We start from the raw sequence: 22,893 nt of genomic DNA, 5'->3' as shown, positions 1-22,893 counted from the left end.
ACAGAGAACGTTTGGAGGTGCATAAGCGATGGGACCCCATAAATCCAAAGGCCGGCGTTTTCCGCTGCTGCCGCTGCGCGGTCTGCTCGTCTATCCAAGCATGGTGCTTCACTTGGACGTAGGGCGGGAGAAATCCGTGAAGGCACTGGAAAAAGCCATGGTCGAAGATAATCTGATTCTCCTCTGTTCTCAATCGGAAGTGAACATTGAAGAACCAAGCCAGGAAGATATCTTTCGTATCGGCACCGTCGCAAAGGTGCGCCAGATGCTGAAACTGCCCAACGGCACCATTCGCGTGCTGGTAGAGGGCATGGAGCGCGCAGAAATTATCGAATATTTGGATAATGACGAATATTATGAGGTTATGGCCAAAGAACGCCCGGAGGAAGAGTCGGTGGATCCGGAAGTCGACGCGCTGATGCGCACGGTGTTAACCCAATTCGAACATTATATCAATTTATCCAAGAAGGTCACGCCGGAGACGCTGGCAGCGGTATCGGACATTGAAGAGGCCGGGCGCCTGGCGGACGTGATCACCAGCCATTTGTCTTTGAAAATCAAGGATAAGCAGGAAATTCTCGAAACCATCGATGTCCGGAAACGGCTGGAGAAGCTGCTCGACATCTTGAATAACGAGCGCGAAGTGCTTGAGCTCGAACGCAAAATCAACCAGCGCGTCAAGAAACAGATGGAGAAGACGCAGAAGGAATATTATTTGCGCGAGCAAATGAAAGCGATCCAGAAGGAGCTCGGCGAGAAGGAAGGGCGCGCCGGCGAAGCGGAAGAGCTGCGGACCCAGCTCGAAGAGAAGGGGCTCCCGGAGAACGTTCGGGAGAAAATCGAGAAGGAAATCGACCGCCTGGAGAAAATGCCGGCCAGCTCCGCGGAAGGTGGCGTCATCCGCAATTACGTGGATTGGCTGCTGAGCTTGCCATGGAGCAACAAAACCGAGGACGACCTCGATCTGGCCAAGGCCGAGCAGGTGCTGAACGAGGACCACTACGGCTTGGATAAACCGAAGGAACGGGTTCTGGAATATTTGGCCGTGCAGAAGCTGGTCAAAAAGCTGAAGGGACCGATTCTGTGTCTGGTTGGACCGCCAGGGGTCGGGAAAACCTCGCTGGCTCGCTCGATTGCCCGTTCGCTCGGGCGTCAATTCGTCCGCATCTCGCTGGGCGGCGTACGAGACGAAGCGGAGATCCGGGGACATCGCCGCACGTATGTCGGCGCTATGCCGGGACGGGTGATTCAAGGCATGAAAACGGCAGGTACCCTTAATCCGGTGTTCCTGCTGGACGAAATCGACAAGATGGCTTCGGATTTCCGCGGCGATCCTTCCTCGGCTTTGCTTGAGGTGCTGGATCCGGAGCAGAACAATACGTTCTCCGATCATTTTATCGAGGTGCCGTTCGATCTTTCGAACGTCATGTTTATCACGACCGCCAACGCGGTGCACAACATCCCGCGGCCGCTGCTTGACCGGATGGAGACGTTGTTTATCCCCGGATACACGGAGCTGGAGAAGCTGCAGATTGCGAACCGTTACTTGCTGCCGAAGCAAAAACGCGAGCACGGGCTGGAACCGGAGCAGTTGGAGATCGGCGAAGACGTGCTGCTGAAAGTGATCCGCGAGTATACCCGCGAATCCGGGGTTCGGAATCTTGAGCAGCAGGTGGCGGCATTATGCCGTAAAGCCGCGAAGCAAATTGTGTCCGAAAACAAGGAGCAGATCCTCATCACGCCGGACACGCTGAAGGATTACCTCGGCGCAGCAAAGTTCCGTTATGGTATGGTCGAGCTGGAGGATCAGATCGGCACGGTGACCGGGCTCGCCTGGACGGAGGTTGGCGGAGAGACGCTGGTGATCGAGGTGACGGTAGTGCCGGGAGCCGGGAAGCTCACGCTAACGGGGAAACTGGGCGACGTCATGAAGGAATCGGCGCAGGCCGCCTTCAGCTACACCCGCTCCAAAGCAGCGGAGCTGGGGATACCGCTCGATTTTCACGAGAAGAACGATATTCATATCCATATCCCCGAAGGAGCGATTCCAAAGGACGGCCCGTCGGCGGGGATTACGATCGCTACCGCGTTGATCTCGGCGCTGACGAATCGCCACGTGTCCAAGGACGTTGCCATGACCGGCGAGATTACGCTGCGCGGACGTGTGCTGCCGATCGGCGGGCTGAAGGAGAAATCGTTGGCCGCGCATCGGGCGGGGTATCGCAAAGTCCTGATGCCGAAGGACAACGAGCGGGATCTGCGCGACATTCCAGACAGCGTCAAGGAAGACTTGGAATTCGTACCGGTATCGCATATGGACCAGGTGCTTGAGCATGCGCTCGTGGAGCATCCCGAAGTGCATTAGCATGAAAGGCACGGCTTACCTCAAGCTGCTGCCAAGAGAGGAATTGAATGATGAAGGTAACCAAGGCTGAATTTATCATCAGCGCCGTCGGCCCCAATCAATATCCTGAGGACGCCTTGCCAGAGATCGCTCTGGCAGGGCGTTCCAATGTGGGCAAATCGTCGCTGATCAACCGAATGATCAATCGCAAAAACTTAGCGCGCACCAGCTCGACCCCCGGAAAAACCCAACATCTCAACTACTACCGGATCGATGACCGGGTCTATTTCGTGGACGTGCCAGGTTATGGATACGCCAAAGTATCCAAAACGCAACGCGAGGTCTGGGGGAAAATGATCGAGAAATACCTGCAGGAGCGGGAGACGCTTAAGCTGGTTCTGCAGATTATTGATCTCCGGCATCCGCCGACCAAGGACGACGAGCTGATGTACGATTGGCTGAAGGCGTACGACCTCCCCGTTTGCGTCGTTGCCACCAAAGCGGACAAGATTCCGAAATCGCGGTGGCAAAAGCACTTGAAGATCATCAAGGAAGGGCTGGTGCTGCGGGCGGGCGATCCCTTGATCCTCTTTTCTGCGGAAGAGGGGATTGGCAAGGACGAGCTGTGGGCACAGATTGCGCAGTACGCCGAGCTGGCGGAGGAAACCAAGGGCATCAGCCCGGACACCTCTGAGGGAGAAAATGGAATAAATTAAGAAATCGATGGATGCGGAAGGGATTTGGAGAAGTTTCAGCAGGAAAGTGAGCATGCAGCGGGATTGTTCAGGTTAAAAACGGCTTAATGCCGTTTTTTCTGGAAAATGGCAAGAATTCACGTTTTGGCGGCTGAGCGTACGGCTGGAATCGTAGTGTATAATTATGATAAAGCGATTTAAGAATTGAGGAGATTTGTATGGCTCAGCGGTTAGCCACAGAGTATGTCAATGCCAGTATGCGTTTAACGGAAGTCCAGATGTCCCAGTTTGTTCACAAAGTATACGACCCTCACGTTCGCCAACGGGTCAAGGTGCTGGATAATGGCGGGCAGGAGGTTGTGCTGGAGGATGACAGCGGAGAAGAAGTGCATCTGCCATTTGAACGTGTCGACGGATATTATGTCTGCGAAATGTCTTTCCGCTTGGAGAAACCCCATTTAACGAACGTGATGAGACTGTTGTTCGCGGCGTTTAAAGGCTCCGGCATGGTTACCCGAATTTATAACGGATTCATGATGATGTATTATTATCAGGAAGGCCGGGTCCGCAAAATCGTCGAATATTCCCGGGAATCCTATAAGCTCGTGTTTGAATACAAGGATCAGGTGGCAGAGCTGCAGCAGATTTACCGGAATAACGATGTTGAGTTGGAAATCGAGCGCATCCGCAAGGACATTAATGGCCTGCTGGATCAACGGTTTATCGCCAACGAAACGGATGTAGACCGGATCGATGATGAGCTGCGGAATTGCTCGCGCCGATTGTTTGTTTTGGAAGCTTGATCAATCATAAAAGCACCCCTGACTGGTGTCACCAGAGAGAGGGAGCCAACATAATGTACTAGTGATAAACTACCCTGATATCAGGGTAGTTTTTTATTAAGGGCATCTAAGGGCAGGAGCGGCCTTTACGCCAGAAAAAAGAGGTTGCATTTGTCCTCAAGAGATGTTATTTTTAATCTCGTTGAAAAGAATATAGGAACCAGGATTCACTCAGGACATGGAGATGTTGCGAGAGATTTTTCCCTCGGGAAGTGAATGACGTAGGTCCTAGCGGATGAAATTTTTTCAAACATTTTATTCCTAGGAAGGGGGAGCCGGAAGATGGAGTATTCAACTTTCGGAAGACACGTTGCGGTTGATGCTTGGGGAGTCGACTATGAGGTGCTGAACAACGCAGGGTTGTTGGAAGCCCACTTGGTGGAAGCGGCGGAAGCCTGCGGCGCCACGATTTTGTCGATTCAGTCCAGACAGTTCGAACCGCAAGGAGCCACCGTGCTTGTGATGTTGTCGGAAAGCCACCTCTCGATTCACACGTATCCTGAGAGAGGGTTTGCTGCAATTGATTGCTACACCTGCGGGGAAATGGTAGATCCGCAGCTGGCGATCGATTACCTGGTGTCCGTCTTGAATCCGGAGAAAACGTACGCGAAGAAGCTGATTCGGGGGTTGGGCGAGATGGAAGTCGCTGAGCCGGATTCGAATCGAGCTGAATTCGTCTAAACTTAGAGGTAGTTTTTTTGAAATATTGGGCAAAATAGGATAACCATGGAGCTTCCATGGTTATTTGTTTTGGCGATAGGAATTTCATAAATAATTCATAAAAAACTCATATAAATCGCCGGGGAGCCTAGGACTACTGTGATATAATTAACATAGTTTGTTTTCGAGAAATGCTATTGACATCTATCTCAAGGCAGGTGAACTTGCAATGCACATCGTCGTAGTTGGGTTAAACTATCGGACGGCGCCTGTGGAAGTTAGGGAACGTTTTTCTTTTGCCGACAAGGACATGCCGCAAGCGCTGCAGGAGCTCTTACGCACCAAGAGTGTATTGGAAGGCGTGATTATCGCCACCTGCAATCGTACGGAAATTTACGTCGTAGTCGATCGTCTGCACATGTGCGGGTACTTCATCCGCAGCTTCATGGAACGCTGGTTTGGGGTTCCGCGCGAAGAATTTACCCGCCATTTATATATGTATGAAGATGACCAAGCCATTCGCCATCTGTACCGGGTCGCTTGCGGTCTGGATTCCATGGTGCTGGGGGAAACGCAAATCCTTGGCCAAGTCAAAAATGCATTCTTGCTGTCGCAAAGCGAGAAGGGCACAGGCAAGTGGTTTAATATGTTGTTCAAGCAAGCGGTAACGCTGGGCAAACGGGCCCACTCCGAGACGGCGATCGGCGAGAGCGCCGTTTCGGTCAGCTACGCCGCCGTTGAGCTGGGCAAGCGGATCTTCGGCAGCTTTGAAGGCAAACGCGTTTTAATTCTTGGCGCCGGGAAAATGAGCGAGCTGACGGCGAAGCATCTGAGCGGCGCCGGCGCGGAAGAGGTGCTGGTAGCCAACCGGACGTACGCTCGTGCCCAGGAGCTCGCCGCGAAATGCGATGGCGTGCCTTGCACGATGCAGGAAGCGATGGAGCGGCTGGAAGAGGTGGATATTCTGATCAGCTCGACCGGCGCAGAAGGGTATGTCATCACTTCGGCTCAGGTTTCGCGAAGCATGAAGGGGCGCCAGGATCGTCCGTTGTTTATGATTGATATCGCCGTGCCGCGGGACATCGAGCCGGCCATCGGCGAACTGGAGCAAGTCTTCCTGTACGATATCGACGATCTCGAAGGCATCGTCGAGAGCAATATGGAGATGCGCCGCGCGGAAGCGGTCAAGATCGAAACGATGATTGAAGAGGAAATGGCGGTTTTCGCCACTTGGTTGCAAACACAAGGGGTGAAGCCGGTCATTCGCGCGCTGCAGGAGAAGGCTTCCGATATTCATGAGAGCACGCTGGACAGTCTCTTTAATAAGCTACCGGAGCTGGATGAACGGCAACGCAAGGTGATCCGGCGTCTAACCAAAAGCATCCTCAACCAAATGATGCATGATCCAATCAACCGGATCAAAGAGCTGGCCGGAGAAGGTCAAGGCACGGAAGCGTTGGAGCTGTTTACGCAAATCTTTGCGCTCGAGGATCGCCTGGAGTCACAAAACGATACGCCTTCCGGCAAGGAACTTTCCGTTTCCCAGGAATCCCAAGGGATGGTGTCATCCCGGGGGTCCGAAGAGTTGCCGGAACTCCAGGATGTGGTCCCGGACCGGGTCCCTTTTGAGCTCGAGCCTTCGCTTCCGCTGGCGAAGGTATCTGTATAACATGATAGGCTAGGCCGCGAGTACGCCCTGACTCCTCTGCCGGATGCGCCCGAATCGATGGCTGATTCGGGCGCTGACGCGGAGGGGGAAGGGCTTTTTTTGAAGGGATGGAATATGGAAAAATGCGGCAGGGTAGGGTATGCTATTAACGAGTTAAAGCGAAGGGTCGGGAGGGATGCGCCATGCCTTATTATGTGCCCGTCCTGTTGAATTTGGCCGGCCGCCGTTGTGTCGTGATCGGCGGAGGAACCGTGGCCGAGCGGAAGGCGACGATGCTGGCGGAAGCGGGAGCGGTAACGGTGGTGGTGAGCCCGGCCATTACGGAGGGCTTGCTACGGCTTCATCATGAGCGGGAACAGGTCGTTTGGATCGAACGGGAATACCGGCAAGGGGATTTGGCCGGCGCGTTTCTCGCTTTTGCTGCAACGGATCGCCCGGAAGTGAACGCGGCCGTTACTACCGAAGCGGAGGCGGAAGGCATTCCGTTGAACGACGCTGGTGAGGGCGCGCGAGGCAGCATGATTACGCCCGGCGTGTTACGCCGCGGCGATCTGGTGGTTGCGGTCTCCACCTCAGGAGCGGGACCTACGGCCGCACGTCAGTTGATTCGGGAGATTGACGAGCATTTTGGCGAAGATTACGAACAATATATTAATTATTTGAGCTCCGCGCGAGCTTTTATCAAAGAACGAATCACCGATCCCGGCAAACGAAAAAATCTGTTTCGGAGATTGGCCGAGACCGACATATTGACCTTGATCCGGGAAGGGAGCTTCCGCCCGTGGAGCGAAGCGGCGATGATCGCCTGGGTCGAGGAACAGACGGAGGAATAAGCATGACGAAGCGAACGATTGTGGTGGGTACGAGACAAAGCCAGCTGGCGCTAACGCAGACGGGACAGGTGATCGACGATTTGAAGGCGCTCTGCCTGAAGCATGACCTGCCGTTAGATTTTGAAATTCGCAAGATCGTGACCAAGGGAGACCGAATCCTGGACGTTACGTTATCTAAGGTTGGCGGCAAAGGGTTGTTCGTGAAGGAAATCGAGCAGGCGATGCTGGATAAGGAAATCGACTTGGCGGTACACAGTATGAAGGACATGCCGTCCGTGCTGCCGGACGGACTGATGAACGGCGCGGTCCCGCGGCGGGTTGACCCGCGGGATGCCTTGATATCCAGGAACGGGCTGAGCTTAGACGAGTTGCCGCAGGGCGCCAAGGTGGGGACCAGCAGCTTACGCCGCGCCAGCCAATTGCGCGCTTATCGCCCGGATTTGGTGCTGGAGCCGATTCGCGGCAACATCGATTCCCGCTTGCGCAAGCTGGAGGAGGAGGGCTTTGATGCGATTATTTTAGCAGCGGCCGGGTTGTACCGGATGGGCTGGGAACATCGGATTACGGCTTATCTGCCGGCGGAGGTTTGTCTTCCGGCGGTTGGCCAAGGCGCGCTTGGAATCGAATGCCGTGAAGACGATGCCGAGGTTCGCCATCTCTTATCCTTATACAATGATCCGGAGACCGCGGTGACGGTAGCTGCAGAACGCCGGTTCCTCGGCGTGCTGAATGGCGGCTGCCAGGTGCCGATTGGAGCTTACGCAACACTGCTGCCAGAAGAGGGAGCTTCCGATGCGAGCGGCGGCCCGCGTTTGCACTTAACCGGTATGGTCGGCTCGGCGGACGGAGCGACGATTTTGAAGGAAAGCGCGGAAGGGACGGATCCGGTCGAACTGGGCGAGCAGGTTGCCGGTCGGCTGATCTCCTTGGGAGCGGCTGCATTATTACAAGAAACCGGGGAGTGATCGAGGATGGCCGGTAAGGTTTATCTGGTTGGCGCGGGGCCTGGAGACGCGCGATTAATTACGCTGAAAGGGCTCGATTGCCTGGAGAAAGGCGATGTCATCGTGTATGATCGCCTGGCTAACCCCAGCCTGTTGAAGCGGACGAAACCCGGAGCGGAGAAGATCTACGTCGGTAAAAGAACCGACCGCCACACGATGAAGCAGGAGCATATCAACCAGTTGCTGGTCGATTTGGCGCTAGAGGGTAAGACGGTGGTTCGCCTCAAAGGCGGAGATCCTACCATCTTTGGCCGGGTCGGGGAAGAGGCTGAGCTGCTGCGGCAGCATGGCATTCCTTATGAAATCGTGCCGGGGATCACGGCGGCGATCTCGGTGCCGGCTTATGCTGGTATTCCCGTGACCCACCGGGACATGGCTTCGTCCGTTTCGATCATTACGGGGCATGAGAGCCCGGATAAGCTCGACTTATCGATTAATTGGGAAAAAGTGACCAACGCGACCGGCACCCTGGTGTTTATGATGGGTGTGGCGAATATCGGGCATATCAGCAAGCAGCTGATGCATTACGGACGTCCGCCTGAAACGCCGGTCGCCCTGATTCGCTGGGGGACGAGGGCGGAGCAGGAAACGCTGATCGGCACGTTGGCCGATATCGAGCAGAAGGTGCGCGAAGCCGACTTCAAGCCGCCGGCCGTTACGGTCGTTGGCGAGGTGGTGGCTCAGCGCGAGTTGCTCAAGTGGGCGGAATCGCTGCCGCTGTTCGGCAAGCGAATTCTCGTCACGCGCACGCGCTCGCAGGCGAGCGAGCTGGTGCACGGGATCGAGGAGCTCGGCGGCGAGCCGTATGAATTCCCGGTCATCGATATCGTGATGCCGGAGGGGCGTGAGCTGGAAAGCACCGATGAGGCGCTGATGCGGCTGGAGCAGTATGATTGGGTGTTTTTCACCAGCGTAAACGGGGTGGAGTATTTCTTCTCGCACCTGGAGAGACTGGGGACAGATGTGCGGAAGCTGCACAAGGCGAGAATCGCCGCCGTGGGGCCGGCGACGCAAGCAGCGCTGCGCCAGCGGGGGATCGCGGCGGAAGGTTTGCCGGGCAAGTTCCAGGCCGAGGGCCTGATGGAAACCTACGGCAGCGAACTGCAGCCGGGACAACACGTGCTGCTGCCGCGCGGTGATCTGGCCCGCGCTTGGCTGCCCGCAGCCTTGCGGGACCAAGGGCTGACCGTCACCGAGGCGGTCATGTACCGGACGGTCCCGGCTGGGGAGGCGGACGACGAGCTGCTGAAGATGCTCCAGAAAGGCCGCATCCATGCCGTGACCTTTACCAGCTCGTCCACGGTAACGAATCTATTGGCCGCGCTCACCGGCATGGGGGTGGCTGATCCGGTCGCGGCGCTGCAAGGCGTGGACATCGCCTGCATCGGCCCAGTCACGGCCAAAACAGCGGAGGACGCCGGCCTGAACGTATCGATCCTAGCGGAAGAAGCGACGATCGACAGCCTGATTCAAGCGCTATGCGCCTGGAAGGCGCGGACGTCGCCGGTGGAGTGAACTTTTTTAACGCGGTGGTTTGACCCCGTGCTGCATATTTAGGAGGGAATCAATCATGAATTTTCCGATTGTAAGACATCGCCGGCTACGTCAGTCGGCTGCCATTCGCGGGATGGTGCGCGAAACCGTGCTGACGGTGGACGACTTTATTCAACCGATCTTTGTGACTTATGGAAGCGGCGTAAAGAACGAGATTTCATCGATGCCGGGCGTATTTCATTTCTCGCTCGACACGCTGGAAGAGGAAGTCAAGGAGATCGTGGATCTGGGTATTCCGGCTGTGCTGCTGTTTGGAATTCCGGAAACCAAGGACAGCGTAGGGACTTCGGCATTTGCGGAGCACGGGATCGTGCAGGAAGCAACGCGGGTTATTAAATCGCGGTATCCGGATTTGCTGGTTGTTGCCGATACCTGCTTGTGTGAGTTCACCGATCACGGGCATTGCGGTAGGGTACATACGTTTGAACGCGACGGTCATGTCTGCGGTGACGTAATGAACGACGAGTCGCTGGAATTGCTGGTGAAAACCGCGGTTTCTCAAGCGCGTGCAGGCGCCGACATCATCGCGCCGTCCAACATGATGGACGGATTCGTGCAAGCGATCCGTTCCGGGCTGGACGCGGCAGGCTTCAGTCATGTGCCGATTATGTCTTATTCGGTGAAGTACGCTTCCGCTTTTTACGGACCGTTCCGCGAAGCGGCGGATTCGGCGCCGCAGTTCGGCGACCGGAAGACGTACCAGATGGACCCGGCCAACGCCCGCGAGGCGCTGCGGGAAGCGGAATCCGATGTGCTGGAAGGCGCGGATATGCTGATGGTGAAACCGGCGCTGGCCTTTATGGACATCCTGCGGATGCTGCGCGATCAATTTGATCTTCCATTGGTGGCTTACAACGTCAGCGGAGAGTATTCGATGGTGAAGGCGGCCGCTCAGCAAGGCTGGATCAACGAGCGGGCCATCGTCACCGAAATGCTGCTTGGCATGAAGCGGGCGGGGGCGGATATCATTATCACGTATTTCGCCAAGGATATGGCTCGCTGGCTGCGCGAGAAGTAATAAGCCTGTAGCTGAGGATCGGATCGGGGTTTGAACAGTTAAGGAGGGGTATCGATGAGCAAGGACACGATAGGCCGGCGGGGCGACGAGCGCTCGCGGCTGGCTTTCGAAGAAGCGAAGCAGGTCTTGCCCGGCGGCGTAAATAGCCCGGTGCGGGCGTTTAAATCCGTCGGGTTGACACCGATGTATATCGAACACGGGAGCGGCTCCCGGATTTATGATATCGACGGTAACAGCTTTATCGATTATGTGGGTTCCTGGGGCCCGCTGATTATGGGCCATGCTCATCCGGAGGTGGTTCGTGCGCTTCAGGAAACGGCGGCAAAAGGGACAAGCTTTGGTGCGCCCACACTGCTGGAAACCCAGATGGCTAAGCTGGTCGCCGAGCGGGTACCGTCGATCGACGTGGTGCGGATGGTGAATTCGGGGACGGAAGCAACGATGAGCGCGATCCGCCTGGCGCGGGGGTATACCGGCCGCAGCAAAATCATGAAATTCGAAGGCTCTTATCATGGTCATGCCGACAGTCTGCTGATTAAAGCCGGCTCCGGCGTGGCTACGCTGGGATTGCCGGACAGCCCCGGCGTGCCGGAGGGCGTTGCCGCGAATACGATTGCGGTGCCGTATAATGACTTGGCCTCCGTGGAGTTGGCATTCGAACGCTTTGGCGATGAGATCGCCGGCGTGATTGTCGAACCGGTGGCCGGAAATATGGGCGTTGTGCCGCCGCTGCCGGGATTCCTGGAAGGCCTGCGCCGGATCACCGAGCAGTACGGCAGCTTGTTGATTTTCGACGAAGTGATGACAGGCTTCCGGGTAGGTCTGAACTGTGCGCAGGGACGCTATGGCATTACACCGGATTTGACCTGCCTTGGCAAGGTCATTGGCGGCGGGCTGCCTGTTGGAGCGTACGGCGGAAAACGCGAGATCATGGAGCAAATCGCGCCAAGCGGGCCGATTTATCAAGCCGGGACGCTGAGCGGCAATCCGCTGGCGATGGTTGCAGGGTATACGACGCTGTCACTGCTGACTCCGGAGGTGTACGATCGCTTGGAGCGCTTGTCGGCCAAGCTCGAGGAAGGCTTTATGCGCAACGCCAAGGAACGAGGTATTCCGTGTACGATCAACCGCGTGGGCTCGATGGTGTGTCCGTTTTTTACCGAGGAGAAGGTCATCAACTACGACACGGCCAAAACGAGCGACCTCGACCTGTTCCGCCGTTATTTCGCCGCGCTGCTTGAGCAAGGGATCAACGTGGCCCCTTCGCAATTCGAGGGGATGTTCGTCTCGGGCATACATACCGACGAAGACATTGAGCTGACAATCGAAGCGCATCGTTTAGCGCTGCAAAAGCTGTGAGTGGCAAGCTAACCTGGGCGCGGCGCGGGGAGTGGCTTGAGCTGATGCCCGGCAAGCTAACTCTGCGCGAAGGGCAGGATCGTCTGGACGCGGTGGTGGCTTGGCTGGAGCAGGGGCTGCAGGCCCCTCCCAAGCTGCTTCGCCATTTGCGGGCCGAAGGCGGCATCAAGCTCGCCGGAGATCGCCTAAGGCTGCTGGTGTTTCCGCCGAGGGTATCGCAATATGCTCCGCTTGAGGCGGAGCTTCAGCTTTTATATGAGGACGATTTTTGCCTTGTCGTGCACAAGCCGGCAGGGCTTAAAGTCCATCCGGACGGCGCCGAGGGGCGAGTCTCCCAAGCGAGCCCGACTCCGCCGGACACGCTTGCCAACCGTGTCGCCGGATGGTTTGCTGGACGCGGCGAGCCGATGGCAGCAGCGCATATTCACCGGCTTGACGAATTCACGTCGGGGCCGGTATTGTTCGCCAAAAATGAATACGCCCATTTGAAACTGGATGAAGCGATGAGCCGCAAGGAAATCGGGCGGACGTACATCGCGTTTGTGCAAGGGGTCGTCAGCCCTGCGCTGAAGGTCATCGACCAGCCGATCGGCCGCGACCGCCATCATAACCAGCGGCGTAGAGTCTCGCCCGGGGGAAAACCGGCGGTAACGCATGTGGAGCGGGTGGAGGTTTTTCCGAAACACGACATCAGTCTCGTTCGGCTGACCCTGGAGACCGGGCGGACGCATCAAATCCGCGTCCACCTAAGTGCAGCGGGCCATCCGCTCGTAGGCGATGCGCTGTATGGCGGCAGCACGAAATGGATGTCCTACCAAGCACTGCATGGAGAGCGGCTGATGTTCCCGCATCCGCTCTCCGGAGAATGGGTGGAGGTCGACGATCCTTGGCCTCCGGCCTTGACTCGCTTACGCGATCGTTACAGTTAGGCAAAAAGCTGGCATGCACTCCTTTTTAAAGCATATAGATTAAACGAGGATGATTTGGATCATGATTCATCGATTTTAAATCAGGTTTGGATATGCTGAAAGGAGGTATCATGTTGGCTGATCAATCCTATGGTCTCAGGTTTGATATTTACGAGCGCATACATCTTTCTGAAGATGTGATCGGCATTGAAGAGTTGGAGGAGATTGAGCTTTATCCGAAAATTCAGGTAATTCCCGGGGAGGAGTATGCCGCATTGCGCGGCCATTTGCTGTTGTCGGGGTTATACCGGGGCGATGGGGAGACGCGGGAGCTGGAGCATTACATTCCCGTTGAAATCACGATACCGCTAAGCCGGGTGAACCGGTTGGAGGATATCACGGTCGAAATCGAAAATTTCGACGTCGATCTGCTCAGCTCACGCAGCTTAAACATTACAGGGGTATTATCGCTTCAAGGGGTGGAGACCTCCTCTTTGCTCTCCGAGCAGGATACCTGGAAGGATCGCGAGTTTACGACGGCTCATGTCGTACCGGCGATCCGTGTCGACGAAGCGGAATCCGATTCGGAAACCGACGCGCAGGGGCTGGTTACCTTTGATTCGGAAGAGGAGCTAGAGCCGGCAATCGCAGCGCCATTACTTGCGGACGAGGTGCGTCAAGAGCTGGCGTTCTCCTGGAATTCGCTAACCCGAGAAGAGTCGGACGCAGAGCTTGAGGCGAATCCCGAATCGGAACTGGAACTGGAGCTCCAAGATGCGGATGCGGAGGTCCCCCAGGTTCCGCAATTCGCTTCGTGGCAGGCGTTTCCGGATGATGTGCTGAACGCCCAAAAACGAGGTGCGGACGAGCCGCAGGAGGTCCTCACCTGGACCGAGGATGTTTCGGCATTCCAGGAGTCCAACCCTTGGGCGGACAAGGAATCCGGTGCGGATTTTGGTGCTGTGGTGGAAACCTTCGCGGATCACACGGAGTCGGACGCCAACGTTTGGTTTAAGGATGAGATTCGCCCGACAGCCGATATTCAGTCGACGGAACGGGCGAGTGAAGGCGGCGTGGCGTCGGAAGTTGCCGGTTCCGAGTCATCCCCGCATGAAGCAGGCGATATTAGCGCAGTTGAACCCAATGAATCGGTGAACGAAGCGGCCATCGAGCCGGAAGCTGCTGCCGAAGCCGAGCCTGAAGCGAATGCCCAGCCGGAAGAGAAGAAGGAAATGAAGATCGCCCTCGGCGCCAAGAAAGGCAATGACGAGGGGGGCAGAGAAAGCTTCGGATTAACGAAGCTGATCTCTTCTTCATCCCGAGTGGCTCAGGAAGCGTCAGAGGTTGATGCGGAGTTTTCAGGCGTGAACGATCGTGAGGAACAAGGAGAAGGCGAGGAGCTGCGGTGGAAAAACCTGTTCATCAGCAGTGAGGATCAAACGCCTTTCCGCAAAGTGCGGCTGGTTATCGTACAGCGCGAGGAGACGCTGGATGACATTGCCCAGCGCTACCACTTGAGCTCTCGGGAATTGCAGCTGTATAACCGGCTATCCGAGCACCAAGTTAATGAAGGGCAAATTTTGTACATTCCTTAATTAAGGTGATCGCGAAAAAAGGCGAATGATTGACTCCCGTTCCTTTCCAAGTTATGATAATATAGATTAAAGCTTTACGATCTATGGCAAAGACTTGGAACGGGAAGAGTAGGCAGCATACCCTTCAGAGAGTGGAATCCATGGCTGAGAGATTCCGCAGGACATGTAGCTCGCCGAAGTCGCCCGGGAGTTGTCCGTTTGAGCAGCTTAAACGTTGGGGTAGAACGGACCGGTAGCAGCCGTTATCTGCAGGAGTGTCGCATGTTGGTGCCGGTGGTTGTATGAACCGGAGGCGGATATGCGAAACAAAGGTGGTACCGCGAAAGTAAAGCCTTTCGTCCTTTGAGACGAAAGGCTTTTTTTGTTTTTCTCTGGCAGCATGAAAACGGCGTCCCGTACAAAAGAAGGGGCATTCAAGCCGGACGACTATCTTGGGTTTGCCAAGGCTATGCTTATTTGTAACGGAGGTTGAGTTAGGATGACAGAAAATCAAGGTCAACAAGCTTCGTCGGCGGAGATGCCGACGACATACGATCCGAAAGCAGCGGAGCAGAAATGGTACCGCTATTGGCTGGAGAGCGGCTTCTTTAAAGCGGGACAACGCCCGGACGCCAAACCATATACGATCGTGATTCCGCCGCCCAACGTAACTGGGATGCTGCACATCGGCCATGCGCTCGACTTTACGTTGCAGGATATATTGTCGCGCACGAAACGGATGCAGGGTTATGACGCCTTGTGGCTCCCGGGATCGGACCATGCGGGGATCGCTACCCAAACCAAAGTAGAGCAAAGACTGCGCGAGCAAGGCGTAACGCGGTATGACCTCGGTCGGGAGAAGTTCCTGGAGAAGGTGTGGGAATGGAAAGACCAATACGCCGCCACGATTCACGATCAATGGGCCAAAATGGGCTTCGCTCTCGATTATTCCCGGGAACGGTTTACCTTGGATGAGGGATTGTCTAAGGCGGTTCGCGAAGTGTTTGTGAAGCTGTATGAGAAAGGCTTGATTTACCGCGGTAAATACATCATCAACTGGGACCCGGTGGCGCGTACCGCACTCTCTGACATTGAGGTGGAATACAAAGAGGTTAACGGTCATCTGTATCATCTGCAGTATCCGTTGAGCGACGGAAGCGGCCATATTACCGTGGCAACAACACGTCCGGAAACGATGCTGGGAGATACGGCCGTGGCTGTACATCCGGAAGACGAGCGTTACCGCCAATTGGTCGGTAAGACTTTGCGGCTGCCGATCGTTGACCGTGAAATTCCGATCATTGCTGATGAATACGTTGAAAAGGAGTTTGGCAGCGGTGCGGTAAAAATCACCCCAGCGCATGACCCAAATGACTTTGAGGTGGGGTTACGTCATAACCTGCCGCAAATCAACGTCATGGACGAAACCGGCACGATGAACGGCGAAGCCGGCAAATATCAAGGTCTAGACCGCAGCGAGTGTCGCAAGCAGATCGTCAAGGATTTGCAAGAGATGGGCGTTCTGATCAAAATTGAAGATCATGTACATCAAGTGGGTCACAGCGAGCGGACCGGCGCGGTTGTTGAACCGTATTTGTCGACGCAGTGGTTCGTAAAGATGAAACCGTTGGCTGATGCAGCGATCGAAGCGCAGCAAGCGGGGAAAGGCGTCAATTTCGTACCGGAACGTTTTGAGAAAACTTATTTGCATTGGATTGAAAATGTACGTGATTGGTGTATTTCTCGTCAGCTCTGGTGGGGCCACCGGATTCCGGCTTGGTACTGCGAAGCGACGGGCGAGATGGTTGTTGCTCGCAGTGAAGAAGAAGCCCGCGCTAAGCTGGGACGCGACGACTTGAAACAAGATGAGGATGTACTGGATACCTGGTTTAGCTCCGCTTTGTGGCCGTTTTCCACGTTGGGTTGGCCGGATGAGAATAACGAAGACTTCCAACGTTATTTCCCAACGGACGTGCTTGTGACCGGATACGATATTATCTATTTCTGGGTCGCGCGGATGATCTTCCAATCGTTGGAGTTCACCGGCGAAATGCCGTTTAAGGATGTATTGATGCATGGTCTAGTCCGTGACAGCGAAGGGCGCAAAATGTCTAAGTCGCTTGGAAACGGTGTGGATCCGCTGGAGGTCATTGAGAAATACGGTACCGACGCGATGCGCTTTATGTTGTCTACCAGCAATACGCCGGGTCAGGACTTGCGCTTCCGCTGGGAACGCGTTGAACAAGCGCGCAACTTCGCCAATAAAATTTGGAACGCCTCTCGCTTTGCATTGATGAATCTGGAAGGCGTGACTTTCGAGGACATCGACATCAGCGGTGAACTGTCGACGGCAGATCGCTGGATTTTGCATCGGATGAACGAAACGGCGAAGGAAATTACCCGCCTGATCGATGCTTACGAATTCGGAGAAACCGGTCGGCTACTGTATAACTTCATTTGGGACGATCTGTGCGACTGGTATATCGAATTCGCCAAGCTGTCGCTGTACGGGGAAGATGCTGCGGCCAAGAAGAAAACCCAGTCCGTCCTGGCCTACGTGCTCGATCGCACGCTGCGTATGATCCATCCGTTTATGCCGTTTATTTCCGAGGAAATATGGCAGCATTTGCCGCATCATGGCGAAACGATTATGCTTGCCGCTTGGCCGGAATACGATGCTTCGCTGGAAGCGCCGGACGTCGTTCAGGAAATGAACCTGCTGATCGACGTCATTCGCGCGGTGCGGAACATCCGGGCCGAAGTGAACGTGCCGATGAGCAAAAAGATCGAACTAGTCATCAAACCGGGCAGCGCGGAAGTGCTGGAAGTGCTGGCCCGCAACGAACATTACGTTCGCCGGTTCTGCAACACTTCCGAGTACGAAGCCTCGCTGAATGCGGGCGTACCGGATAAAGCGATGACCGCCGTTGTGACGGGGGCAGAGCTGTACCTGCCGCTCTCGGGGTTGATTGATATCAGCCAAGAAATCGAGCGTCTTACCAAAGAGCTCGACAACCTGAACAAGGAAGTCGAACGCGTTGAGAAGAAGCTGGCTAACGAGGGCTTTGTGTCCAAAGCACCGGCCAAAGTGATCGAAGAAGAACGCGCCAAGATGGCCGATTATTCCGAGAAACGCGACAAGGTGCTGGCCCGGATTGCGGAGCTGAAAGGCTAAGTCAACTTGAGCATCGTGATCCGAAGATGACTTTTTGAACAACCAATTCAATAGAAGTTCAAAAGGCAGGTTTGGAGCACCGAGAAGGTTGGATGAAGCTAGGGAGTGAGTAGCGGAGCGTACGTATTGGGTAAGTGAGCAACGGAGTGACCGGGTGAATCCAAGATTCGATGCCGACTCTGCATCATTGACCTGCTTCGTGATCTGAAGATGACTTTTTGAACAACCACTAATTAATGAAGGTGAATGACATGGGGGATCGTACAGAGGAAGAAACACAGCTGCAACCGCTGAACAGCTATGCTGAAGCGGTCGACTGGATCAACGGGTTGCTGCCGTTTGGCATCCGGCCTGGCTTGGAACGGATCGAGCTGATGATGGATAAGTTGGGCCATCCCGAGCGGCGGCTGAAGTTTATTCATGTTGCGGGGACGAACGGCAAGGGCTCCTCCTGCGCTTTTCTAACCCGGACGCTGCGGGAATGCGGGTACCACGTGGGGACGTATACGTCCCCATACATCACGAAGTTCACCAACCGCTTCCAGTATGATGAGGAGGATATTCCCGAAACGGCGCTGCTGGAGCTGGCAAATCGCGTAGCTCCATTGGTTGATGAAATCGCCGGTACTGACCTGGGATCTCCAACCATGTTCGAAGTGAGCACGGCGATCGCAATTTTGTATTTTGCCGAAATGTGTTACCCCGACGTGGTGGTATGGGAGACCGGGCTTGGGGGAAGGATGGATGTGACCAATATCGTGACGCCGATCGTTTCTTTAATTACGAACATCGGCTACGATCATATGGACGTCCTTGGCGATACGATCGAACAAATCGCTCGGGAGAAGGCCGGCATCATCAAAGCGGGTGTACCCGTGGTCAGCTGCGTTGAGCAGCCCGAAGCGGTAACCGTGTTAAAGGAAACGGCCGCTTCCAAGCATGCTACCCTCTATTTGATGGGCGAGCAGTTCCGGTACGAGCGGCTTTCGGTAAATGCGAAGGAGCAGCAATTGCATTTCGTAGGTCCATTCCGGGAGATGGATTTTACGATCCGCATGCTTGGGGAGCATCAATGCAAAAATGCCTCCGGCGTCATGATGGTGCTGGAAGTGCTCCGGCAGTACATGGCTTTCCTTCTCGAAGATGAGCAGGTGCAGGACGGTTTTCGCACCGCCTTTTGGGCCGGTCGGCTGGAGGTGGTCCGGGAAGAACCACGTCTAGTGCTGGATGGCGCACATAATCCGGAAGGTGCCGCTTCGCTGGCGCAAAGCTTGCCCGAAGCCTTCCGCTACCGGAAACTGCATTTGATGATGGGGATGCTGGCCAATAAGCATCATCATGGCTACTTGAAGCATATATTACCAATAGTGGATACGCTTATTCTGACCGAGCCCGATTTTCGCCGAAAAATGGACGCCGATGCGTTATATGAACTCGTGGCCGAACTACAGGGGACGGAAGCGAAAGCGGATTTGGAAATCATCGTGGAACGTGACTGGAGAAAAGCCCTTTCGCTTTTGGAGTCACGGACGGAACGGGAAGATCTTGGGGTGGTGACCGGCACGTTGTATATGATCTCGGACGTGCGGGCGGCCCTTTTGCATCAAACCGATTCTGAAAAAGGCTGGTGACCATTTTGTTGAATACGACCGAACAACATGTACATTTTATCGGCATCGGCGGCTATGGTATGAGCGCCATCGCCCGCGTGATGCTGGAAATGGGCTATACCGTCACGGGATCGGACGTCGCCTCCCAAGAATTGACGGAGAAGCTCGCTGCAAAGGGAGCAAAAATTTACATCGGCCATACCGCGGAGCACGTGCATGGGGCAGACCTGGTCGTCTACTCGACGGCGCTGCCTCAGGACAACGTGGAACGGCTGGAAGCTCAGGAGCAAGGGATACCGGTGCTGCATCGTTCCCAGATGCTGGCGCGGCTGCTGAATGAACGGACCGGCGTCGCGGTGGCCGGAGCTCATGGGAAAACGACAACCTCGTCGATGATCGCGCTTGTGATGGAGCATTGCGGGACAGACCCGACCTATATTATCGGCGGGGAAATTATGGACATGGGCACCAATGCCAAAGCCGGACAAGGAAAATGCGTGGTTGCGGAGGCCGACGAAAGCGACGGCTCCTTCCTGCAATATCATCCTTCACTTGGCGTGGTGACCAACATCGAGGCCGACCATCTGGAGAACTACGGCGGCGATTTTGGCCGATTGAAGGAAGCCTATGTCCAATTCCTGAATCAGGTCAAGCCGGACGGTAAAGCGGTGGTTTGCGGCGACGATCGCAACGTACTGGAACTGTTGCCTCAGGTTCAGAGCAAGATCATAACGTATGGCATCGAAACCAACTGCGACTATACAGCCCATGAGATTGACCTTGGGGACCGTTGCGTGACCTTTAAAATGTACCAGGGCGATCGCGAGCTTGGTTCGGTGGAGTTGTCCGTACCCGGGCGACATAATGTTTATAATGCGATGGCGACCATCATCGTCTGCATGGAAGCGGGAATTCCTTTTCGCGAGGCTGCCGCGGCTTTGCGCCATTTCCATGGTGCCAAACGCCGCTTTCAAGTGCTGGGTGAGCTTAACGGCATCTTGATCATTGACGATTACGCTCACCATCCTACGGAGATTCAAGCGACGATCGCAGCTGCGAAAGCAACCGGCAAGCGGATTATTGCTGTATTCCAGCCGCAGCGCTATACGCGGACCTTCTTCCTGCTCGATGCATTCAGCCGGGCGTTTGGAGAAGCGGATGAGGTAATCATCACGGATATTTACTCCCCAGCCGGAGAAAAAGCGATTGAAGGGGTACATTCCTCCAAACTGGTCGAACTGATCAAGGAGAATAGCAATGGCGGTGCCCGGTACTTGCCGACAAAGCAGGATGTGCTTGCCGACTTGCAAAACCGGCTTAAGCCTGGAGATCTCGTGCTGACGATGGGTGCGGGAGACATCTATAAAGTGGGCTACGAGTTAGTAAAAGGTTTGTCCAACTAAAAACCCATAAATGACATACAAAACGGTCTCCGCCGGGTCCTGTGTACCCGGGGAGGCCTTTTTGTGTAGCGCTCAGGTGAACTTTGTTTGCTCGGTTGCAGGCTTGTCATATCAGGAGGTTCACACTCATATGGATAGGGTAGAAGAATGGACAAGGAGCGTGCGGACCGTGAACAAAGCCAAAATGACATTCCGGTTTGACGGGGATGGCCGGGAAATTCGGCCCGAGCAGCCGTTGGAAATCGCAGAGACGCCAAAAAGGGAGGCGGCCCCCCGTTATCGAGCGGTCGAGACGGCGGAGGAATGGGGGGATCCGTTTACAGACCATACTGGGATGGGATTAACTGTATTCCCGGGCGGAAGGGATCGCAATCCGCGCCAAGAAACGGGAGAGTTTTCCTGGGACGATCGCAGGGTGGAGCATACGGAGTTTACTGCCCCCATCGCTGATGATTGGGAAGAAATTTACGGCAATGACCCTTGGCAGTCTGAGTGGCAGGAGGATGCTCCTCCTTCCTATTCTCGACCTCACCGAACCTCATGGTGGAAGGTCGCCGGTTCTTTAACCGGGGCGATCGTTACGGGCGCGCTGTTTGGGTTTGTCGTGTTATCCTTATTTAACCAGGATATCGAGTTCCCGTTCCCGGGAATCGGCACGGCTCAACAAGACGATGCGGGAGAGGTGGCAAGTTTGCCGGCCTTGGGGGATCTTGAAGAAGAGCCCGCGGCTCCGGAAGAGAACGTCCCGCTCGTCAGCTTCGCATTGCCGGAGCAAACGTATTACTTCTTACAATACGGCGTGTTCAGCACGGCGCAGGGCGTGCAGCTAGCCCAGGAGGAGCTGCAGGCTTCGGGTATCGCCGCCGCGCGGGATACCGTCGACGAGAAACGGGTATATGCCGGGGTGTCGACAGACCGCGAGCAATCGAAGCTGCTCACCGGCCAACTGAAGGCGGCCGGCGTGAACTTGATTTTACATGAGATTTCGTTTCCGGCAGCAGCCAATGTCCCATTTGCCGGAGAACGCGAAGCCTTGGAAGGATTTATGGCGCAAAGCGCGGAGTTGGTTGAGCTGCTCGGCACCTCGTCCGCCGCGCTGTTAACCGAGGCGGATCCACAGCCGCAGCAGCATGCGGAGCTGGAGCAACTGGGCGCCAAACACCAAGCCTGGACGGAAAGCGCCTCGGCGATCCGCGGGAAATGGTCGATGTCAGCGGCACCCTTAGCCGGCGAAATGGAGAAAGCGATCAACGGGGCGGTTGAGGCGATGGGCGAATACCAAAAAAGCGGCGCCAAAACCCTGCTCTGGGAAGTTCAAAATGAGATGATGCGTTTCATCATGGCCGAGCAGTCGCTGGTTCATGCCGGAACCTAAATGTAAGCCGCTGAAGCATGCCCAAGACAGGGAACTGGAAAAAGTTGCCCCTGTCTTTTTTGTGTTTGCGCCCGGGGCTAAAATAATCTTATAATAGGTTAGTGTCAAAAAATGGCGGGGATGACAGCAATCCGCTGTCGAATTCTTGCCCATTTTTTACTAACTGATGCTTGTAACCATTTAGGACCTCAAATCGTTATTTCAAAGGAGAGTTTCCGCATTGGATACCGCAAATTTGCGCCGGATCATACTTGCCTCCACTTCACCTCGCAGGCGTGAATTAATCGCATCACTGGCGATCCCCTTTGAGGTTGTGCCCAGTCATACGGACGAATCTTATGAAGCGACGTTATCACCGAATCAAATCGTGATGGAACTGGCCGTACGTAAGGCGGATGCTGTCTACCAAGGGTTGGATCCGGCTGCGGACCGAAATGCGGTGATCGTTGGCAGCGACACGATCGTGGTTCGGGACGGCGACGTCTTGGGCAAACCGCAGGATGTGCAAGAGGCTGCAGACATGCTGCGAAGCCTGCAGGGGCGAGAGCATGTGGTGTATACCGGCGTAGCTTGTGTGGATGCCTTAACCGGTACACGGAAGGTTGATTACCGGGCAACAACCGTAACGATGAAGGCGTTGACCGAAGCGCAAATCCAGGCCTACGCCCGCAGCGGGGAAGGGCTGGATAAAGCGGGGGCATATGCCATCCAGGGCTTGGGTGCTACGATCGTGACCGGAATCGAAGGGTGTTATTTTAATGTCGTGGGCTTGCCCTTATCGCTGCTTGTCGACATGTTGAAGGATTTCGATATTCAGGTGTTGTAAAGAAGGCTAGACCTGCCGCGTGACGGCGGATTATCGGGAAGTGA

At 55.3% G+C, this 22,893-nt stretch carries 17 protein-coding genes and 1 other annotated feature; all 17 genes read left to right on the top strand.

Annotated elements, in window-relative coordinates:
• Positions 1 to 28: 28 nt before the first annotated feature.
• On the top strand, positions 29 to 2,365 hold the full coding sequence (gene lon, locus BN3277_RS03555; protein ID WP_059040930.1) for an endopeptidase La: 2,337 nt from the start codon (positions 29 to 31) through the stop codon (positions 2,363 to 2,365).
• Between the two features lie 50 nt (positions 2,366 to 2,415).
• Positions 2,416 to 3,060, top strand: coding sequence for a ribosome biogenesis GTP-binding protein YihA/YsxC (yihA, locus tag BN3277_RS03550; protein ID WP_059041179.1), 645 nt, complete (start codon positions 2,416 to 2,418; stop codon positions 3,058 to 3,060).
• Positions 3,061 to 3,257: 197 nt separating this feature from the next.
• Complete coding sequence (locus BN3277_RS03545) at positions 3,258 to 3,842, top strand: hypothetical protein (RefSeq protein ID WP_059040929.1); 585 nt, start codon at positions 3,258 to 3,260, stop codon at positions 3,840 to 3,842.
• 321 nt (positions 3,843 to 4,163) lie between these two features.
• Positions 4,164 to 4,562, top strand: coding sequence for an adenosylmethionine decarboxylase (speD, locus tag BN3277_RS03540; RefSeq protein ID WP_059040928.1), 399 nt, complete (start codon positions 4,164 to 4,166; stop codon positions 4,560 to 4,562).
• Positions 4,563 to 4,770: 208 nt separating this feature from the next.
• Positions 4,771 to 6,210: a glutamyl-tRNA reductase gene (hemA, locus tag BN3277_RS03535; RefSeq protein WP_059040927.1), complete on the top strand. Its 1,440-nt coding sequence runs from the start codon at positions 4,771 to 4,773 to the stop codon at positions 6,208 to 6,210.
• A gap of 182 nt (positions 6,211 to 6,392) precedes the next feature.
• Positions 6,393 to 7,043, top strand: a complete 651-nt coding sequence (locus tag BN3277_RS03530) for a precorrin-2 dehydrogenase/sirohydrochlorin ferrochelatase family protein (protein WP_059040926.1) — start codon at positions 6,393 to 6,395, stop codon at positions 7,041 to 7,043.
• Between the two features lie 2 nt (positions 7,044 to 7,045).
• Positions 7,046 to 8,008 carry a hydroxymethylbilane synthase gene (gene hemC, locus BN3277_RS03525; RefSeq protein ID WP_059040925.1) on the top strand — a complete coding sequence of 321 codons (963 nt, stop codon included), beginning with the start codon at positions 7,046 to 7,048 and terminating at the stop codon, positions 8,006 to 8,008.
• A 6-nt stretch (positions 8,009 to 8,014) separates the two neighbouring features.
• On the top strand, positions 8,015 to 9,562 hold the full coding sequence (cobA, locus tag BN3277_RS03520) for a uroporphyrinogen-III C-methyltransferase (protein WP_059040924.1): 1,548 nt from the start codon (positions 8,015 to 8,017) through the stop codon (positions 9,560 to 9,562).
• A 55-nt stretch (positions 9,563 to 9,617) separates the two neighbouring features.
• The gene (gene hemB / locus BN3277_RS03515; RefSeq protein WP_059040923.1) at positions 9,618 to 10,619 is read left to right on the top strand and encodes a porphobilinogen synthase; all 1,002 of its coding nucleotides are present in this window, start codon (positions 9,618 to 9,620) and stop codon (positions 10,617 to 10,619) included.
• Positions 10,620 to 10,673: 54 nt separating this feature from the next.
• A complete protein-coding gene (hemL, locus tag BN3277_RS03510) occupies positions 10,674 to 11,978 on the top strand; it encodes a glutamate-1-semialdehyde 2,1-aminomutase (protein ID WP_059040922.1) in 1,305 nt (434 codons plus the stop codon).
• A 44-nt stretch (positions 11,979 to 12,022) separates the two neighbouring features.
• Complete coding sequence (locus BN3277_RS03505; RefSeq protein WP_392396611.1) at positions 12,023 to 12,907, top strand: RluA family pseudouridine synthase; 885 nt, start codon at positions 12,023 to 12,025, stop codon at positions 12,905 to 12,907.
• A 110-nt stretch (positions 12,908 to 13,017) separates the two neighbouring features.
• On the top strand, positions 13,018 to 14,481 hold the full coding sequence (locus BN3277_RS03500; protein ID WP_232436315.1) for a LysM peptidoglycan-binding domain-containing protein: 1,464 nt from the start codon (positions 13,018 to 13,020) through the stop codon (positions 14,479 to 14,481).
• An 86-nt stretch (positions 14,482 to 14,567) separates the two neighbouring features.
• Positions 14,568 to 14,827, top strand: a binding site (T-box leader).
• Between the two features lie 132 nt (positions 14,828 to 14,959).
• Positions 14,960 to 17,635 carry a valine--tRNA ligase gene (locus BN3277_RS03495; RefSeq protein ID WP_059040920.1) on the top strand — a complete coding sequence of 892 codons (2,676 nt, stop codon included), beginning with the start codon at positions 14,960 to 14,962 and terminating at the stop codon, positions 17,633 to 17,635.
• Positions 17,636 to 17,886: 251 nt separating this feature from the next.
• Entirely contained in the window at positions 17,887 to 19,266 is a 1,380-nt protein-coding gene (locus tag BN3277_RS03490; protein ID WP_059040919.1) for a bifunctional folylpolyglutamate synthase/dihydrofolate synthase, read from the top strand.
• Between the two features lie 59 nt (positions 19,267 to 19,325).
• Entirely contained in the window at positions 19,326 to 20,648 is a 1,323-nt protein-coding gene (gene murC / locus BN3277_RS03485; RefSeq protein ID WP_059041177.1) for a UDP-N-acetylmuramate--L-alanine ligase, read from the top strand.
• A gap of 130 nt (positions 20,649 to 20,778) precedes the next feature.
• On the top strand, positions 20,779 to 22,023 hold the full coding sequence (locus tag BN3277_RS03480; RefSeq protein ID WP_059040918.1) for an SPOR domain-containing protein: 1,245 nt from the start codon (positions 20,779 to 20,781) through the stop codon (positions 22,021 to 22,023).
• Between the two features lie 220 nt (positions 22,024 to 22,243).
• Complete coding sequence (locus tag BN3277_RS03475) at positions 22,244 to 22,849, top strand: Maf family protein (RefSeq protein WP_059040917.1); 606 nt, start codon at positions 22,244 to 22,246, stop codon at positions 22,847 to 22,849.
• The last annotated feature ends 44 nt before the right edge of the window (positions 22,850 to 22,893 follow it).

It is taken from the genome of Paenibacillus rubinfantis, assembly GCF_001486505.1.
Taxonomy (GTDB): domain Bacteria; phylum Bacillota; class Bacilli; order Paenibacillales; family Paenibacillaceae; genus Fontibacillus; species Fontibacillus rubinfantis.
Note: the sequence above shows the minus strand (reverse complement) of the source record. Positions and strands in the feature narration are given on the sequence as shown.

Coding starts and splice junctions, on each gene's coding strand:
- lon (WP_059040930.1), top strand. CDS start 29: ATGGGACCCCATAAATCCAAAGGCCGGCGTTTTCCGCTGCTGCCGCTG.
- yihA (WP_059041179.1), top strand. CDS start 2,416: ATGAAGGTAACCAAGGCTGAATTTATCATCAGCGCCGTCGGCCCCAAT.
- BN3277_RS03545 (WP_059040929.1), top strand. CDS start 3,258: ATGGCTCAGCGGTTAGCCACAGAGTATGTCAATGCCAGTATGCGTTTA.
- speD (WP_059040928.1), top strand. CDS start 4,164: ATGGAGTATTCAACTTTCGGAAGACACGTTGCGGTTGATGCTTGGGGA.
- hemA (WP_059040927.1), top strand. CDS start 4,771: ATGCACATCGTCGTAGTTGGGTTAAACTATCGGACGGCGCCTGTGGAA.
- BN3277_RS03530 (WP_059040926.1), top strand. CDS start 6,393: ATGCCTTATTATGTGCCCGTCCTGTTGAATTTGGCCGGCCGCCGTTGT.
- hemC (WP_059040925.1), top strand. CDS start 7,046: ATGACGAAGCGAACGATTGTGGTGGGTACGAGACAAAGCCAGCTGGCG.
- cobA (WP_059040924.1), top strand. CDS start 8,015: ATGGCCGGTAAGGTTTATCTGGTTGGCGCGGGGCCTGGAGACGCGCGA.
- hemB (WP_059040923.1), top strand. CDS start 9,618: ATGAATTTTCCGATTGTAAGACATCGCCGGCTACGTCAGTCGGCTGCC.
- hemL (WP_059040922.1), top strand. CDS start 10,674: ATGAGCAAGGACACGATAGGCCGGCGGGGCGACGAGCGCTCGCGGCTG.
- BN3277_RS03505 (WP_392396611.1), top strand. CDS start 12,023: ATGCCCGGCAAGCTAACTCTGCGCGAAGGGCAGGATCGTCTGGACGCG.
- BN3277_RS03500 (WP_232436315.1), top strand. CDS start 13,018: ATGTTGGCTGATCAATCCTATGGTCTCAGGTTTGATATTTACGAGCGC.
- BN3277_RS03495 (WP_059040920.1), top strand. CDS start 14,960: ATGACAGAAAATCAAGGTCAACAAGCTTCGTCGGCGGAGATGCCGACG.
- BN3277_RS03490 (WP_059040919.1), top strand. CDS start 17,887: ATGGGGGATCGTACAGAGGAAGAAACACAGCTGCAACCGCTGAACAGC.
- murC (WP_059041177.1), top strand. CDS start 19,326: ATGAGCGCCATCGCCCGCGTGATGCTGGAAATGGGCTATACCGTCACG.
- BN3277_RS03480 (WP_059040918.1), top strand. CDS start 20,779: ATGGATAGGGTAGAAGAATGGACAAGGAGCGTGCGGACCGTGAACAAA.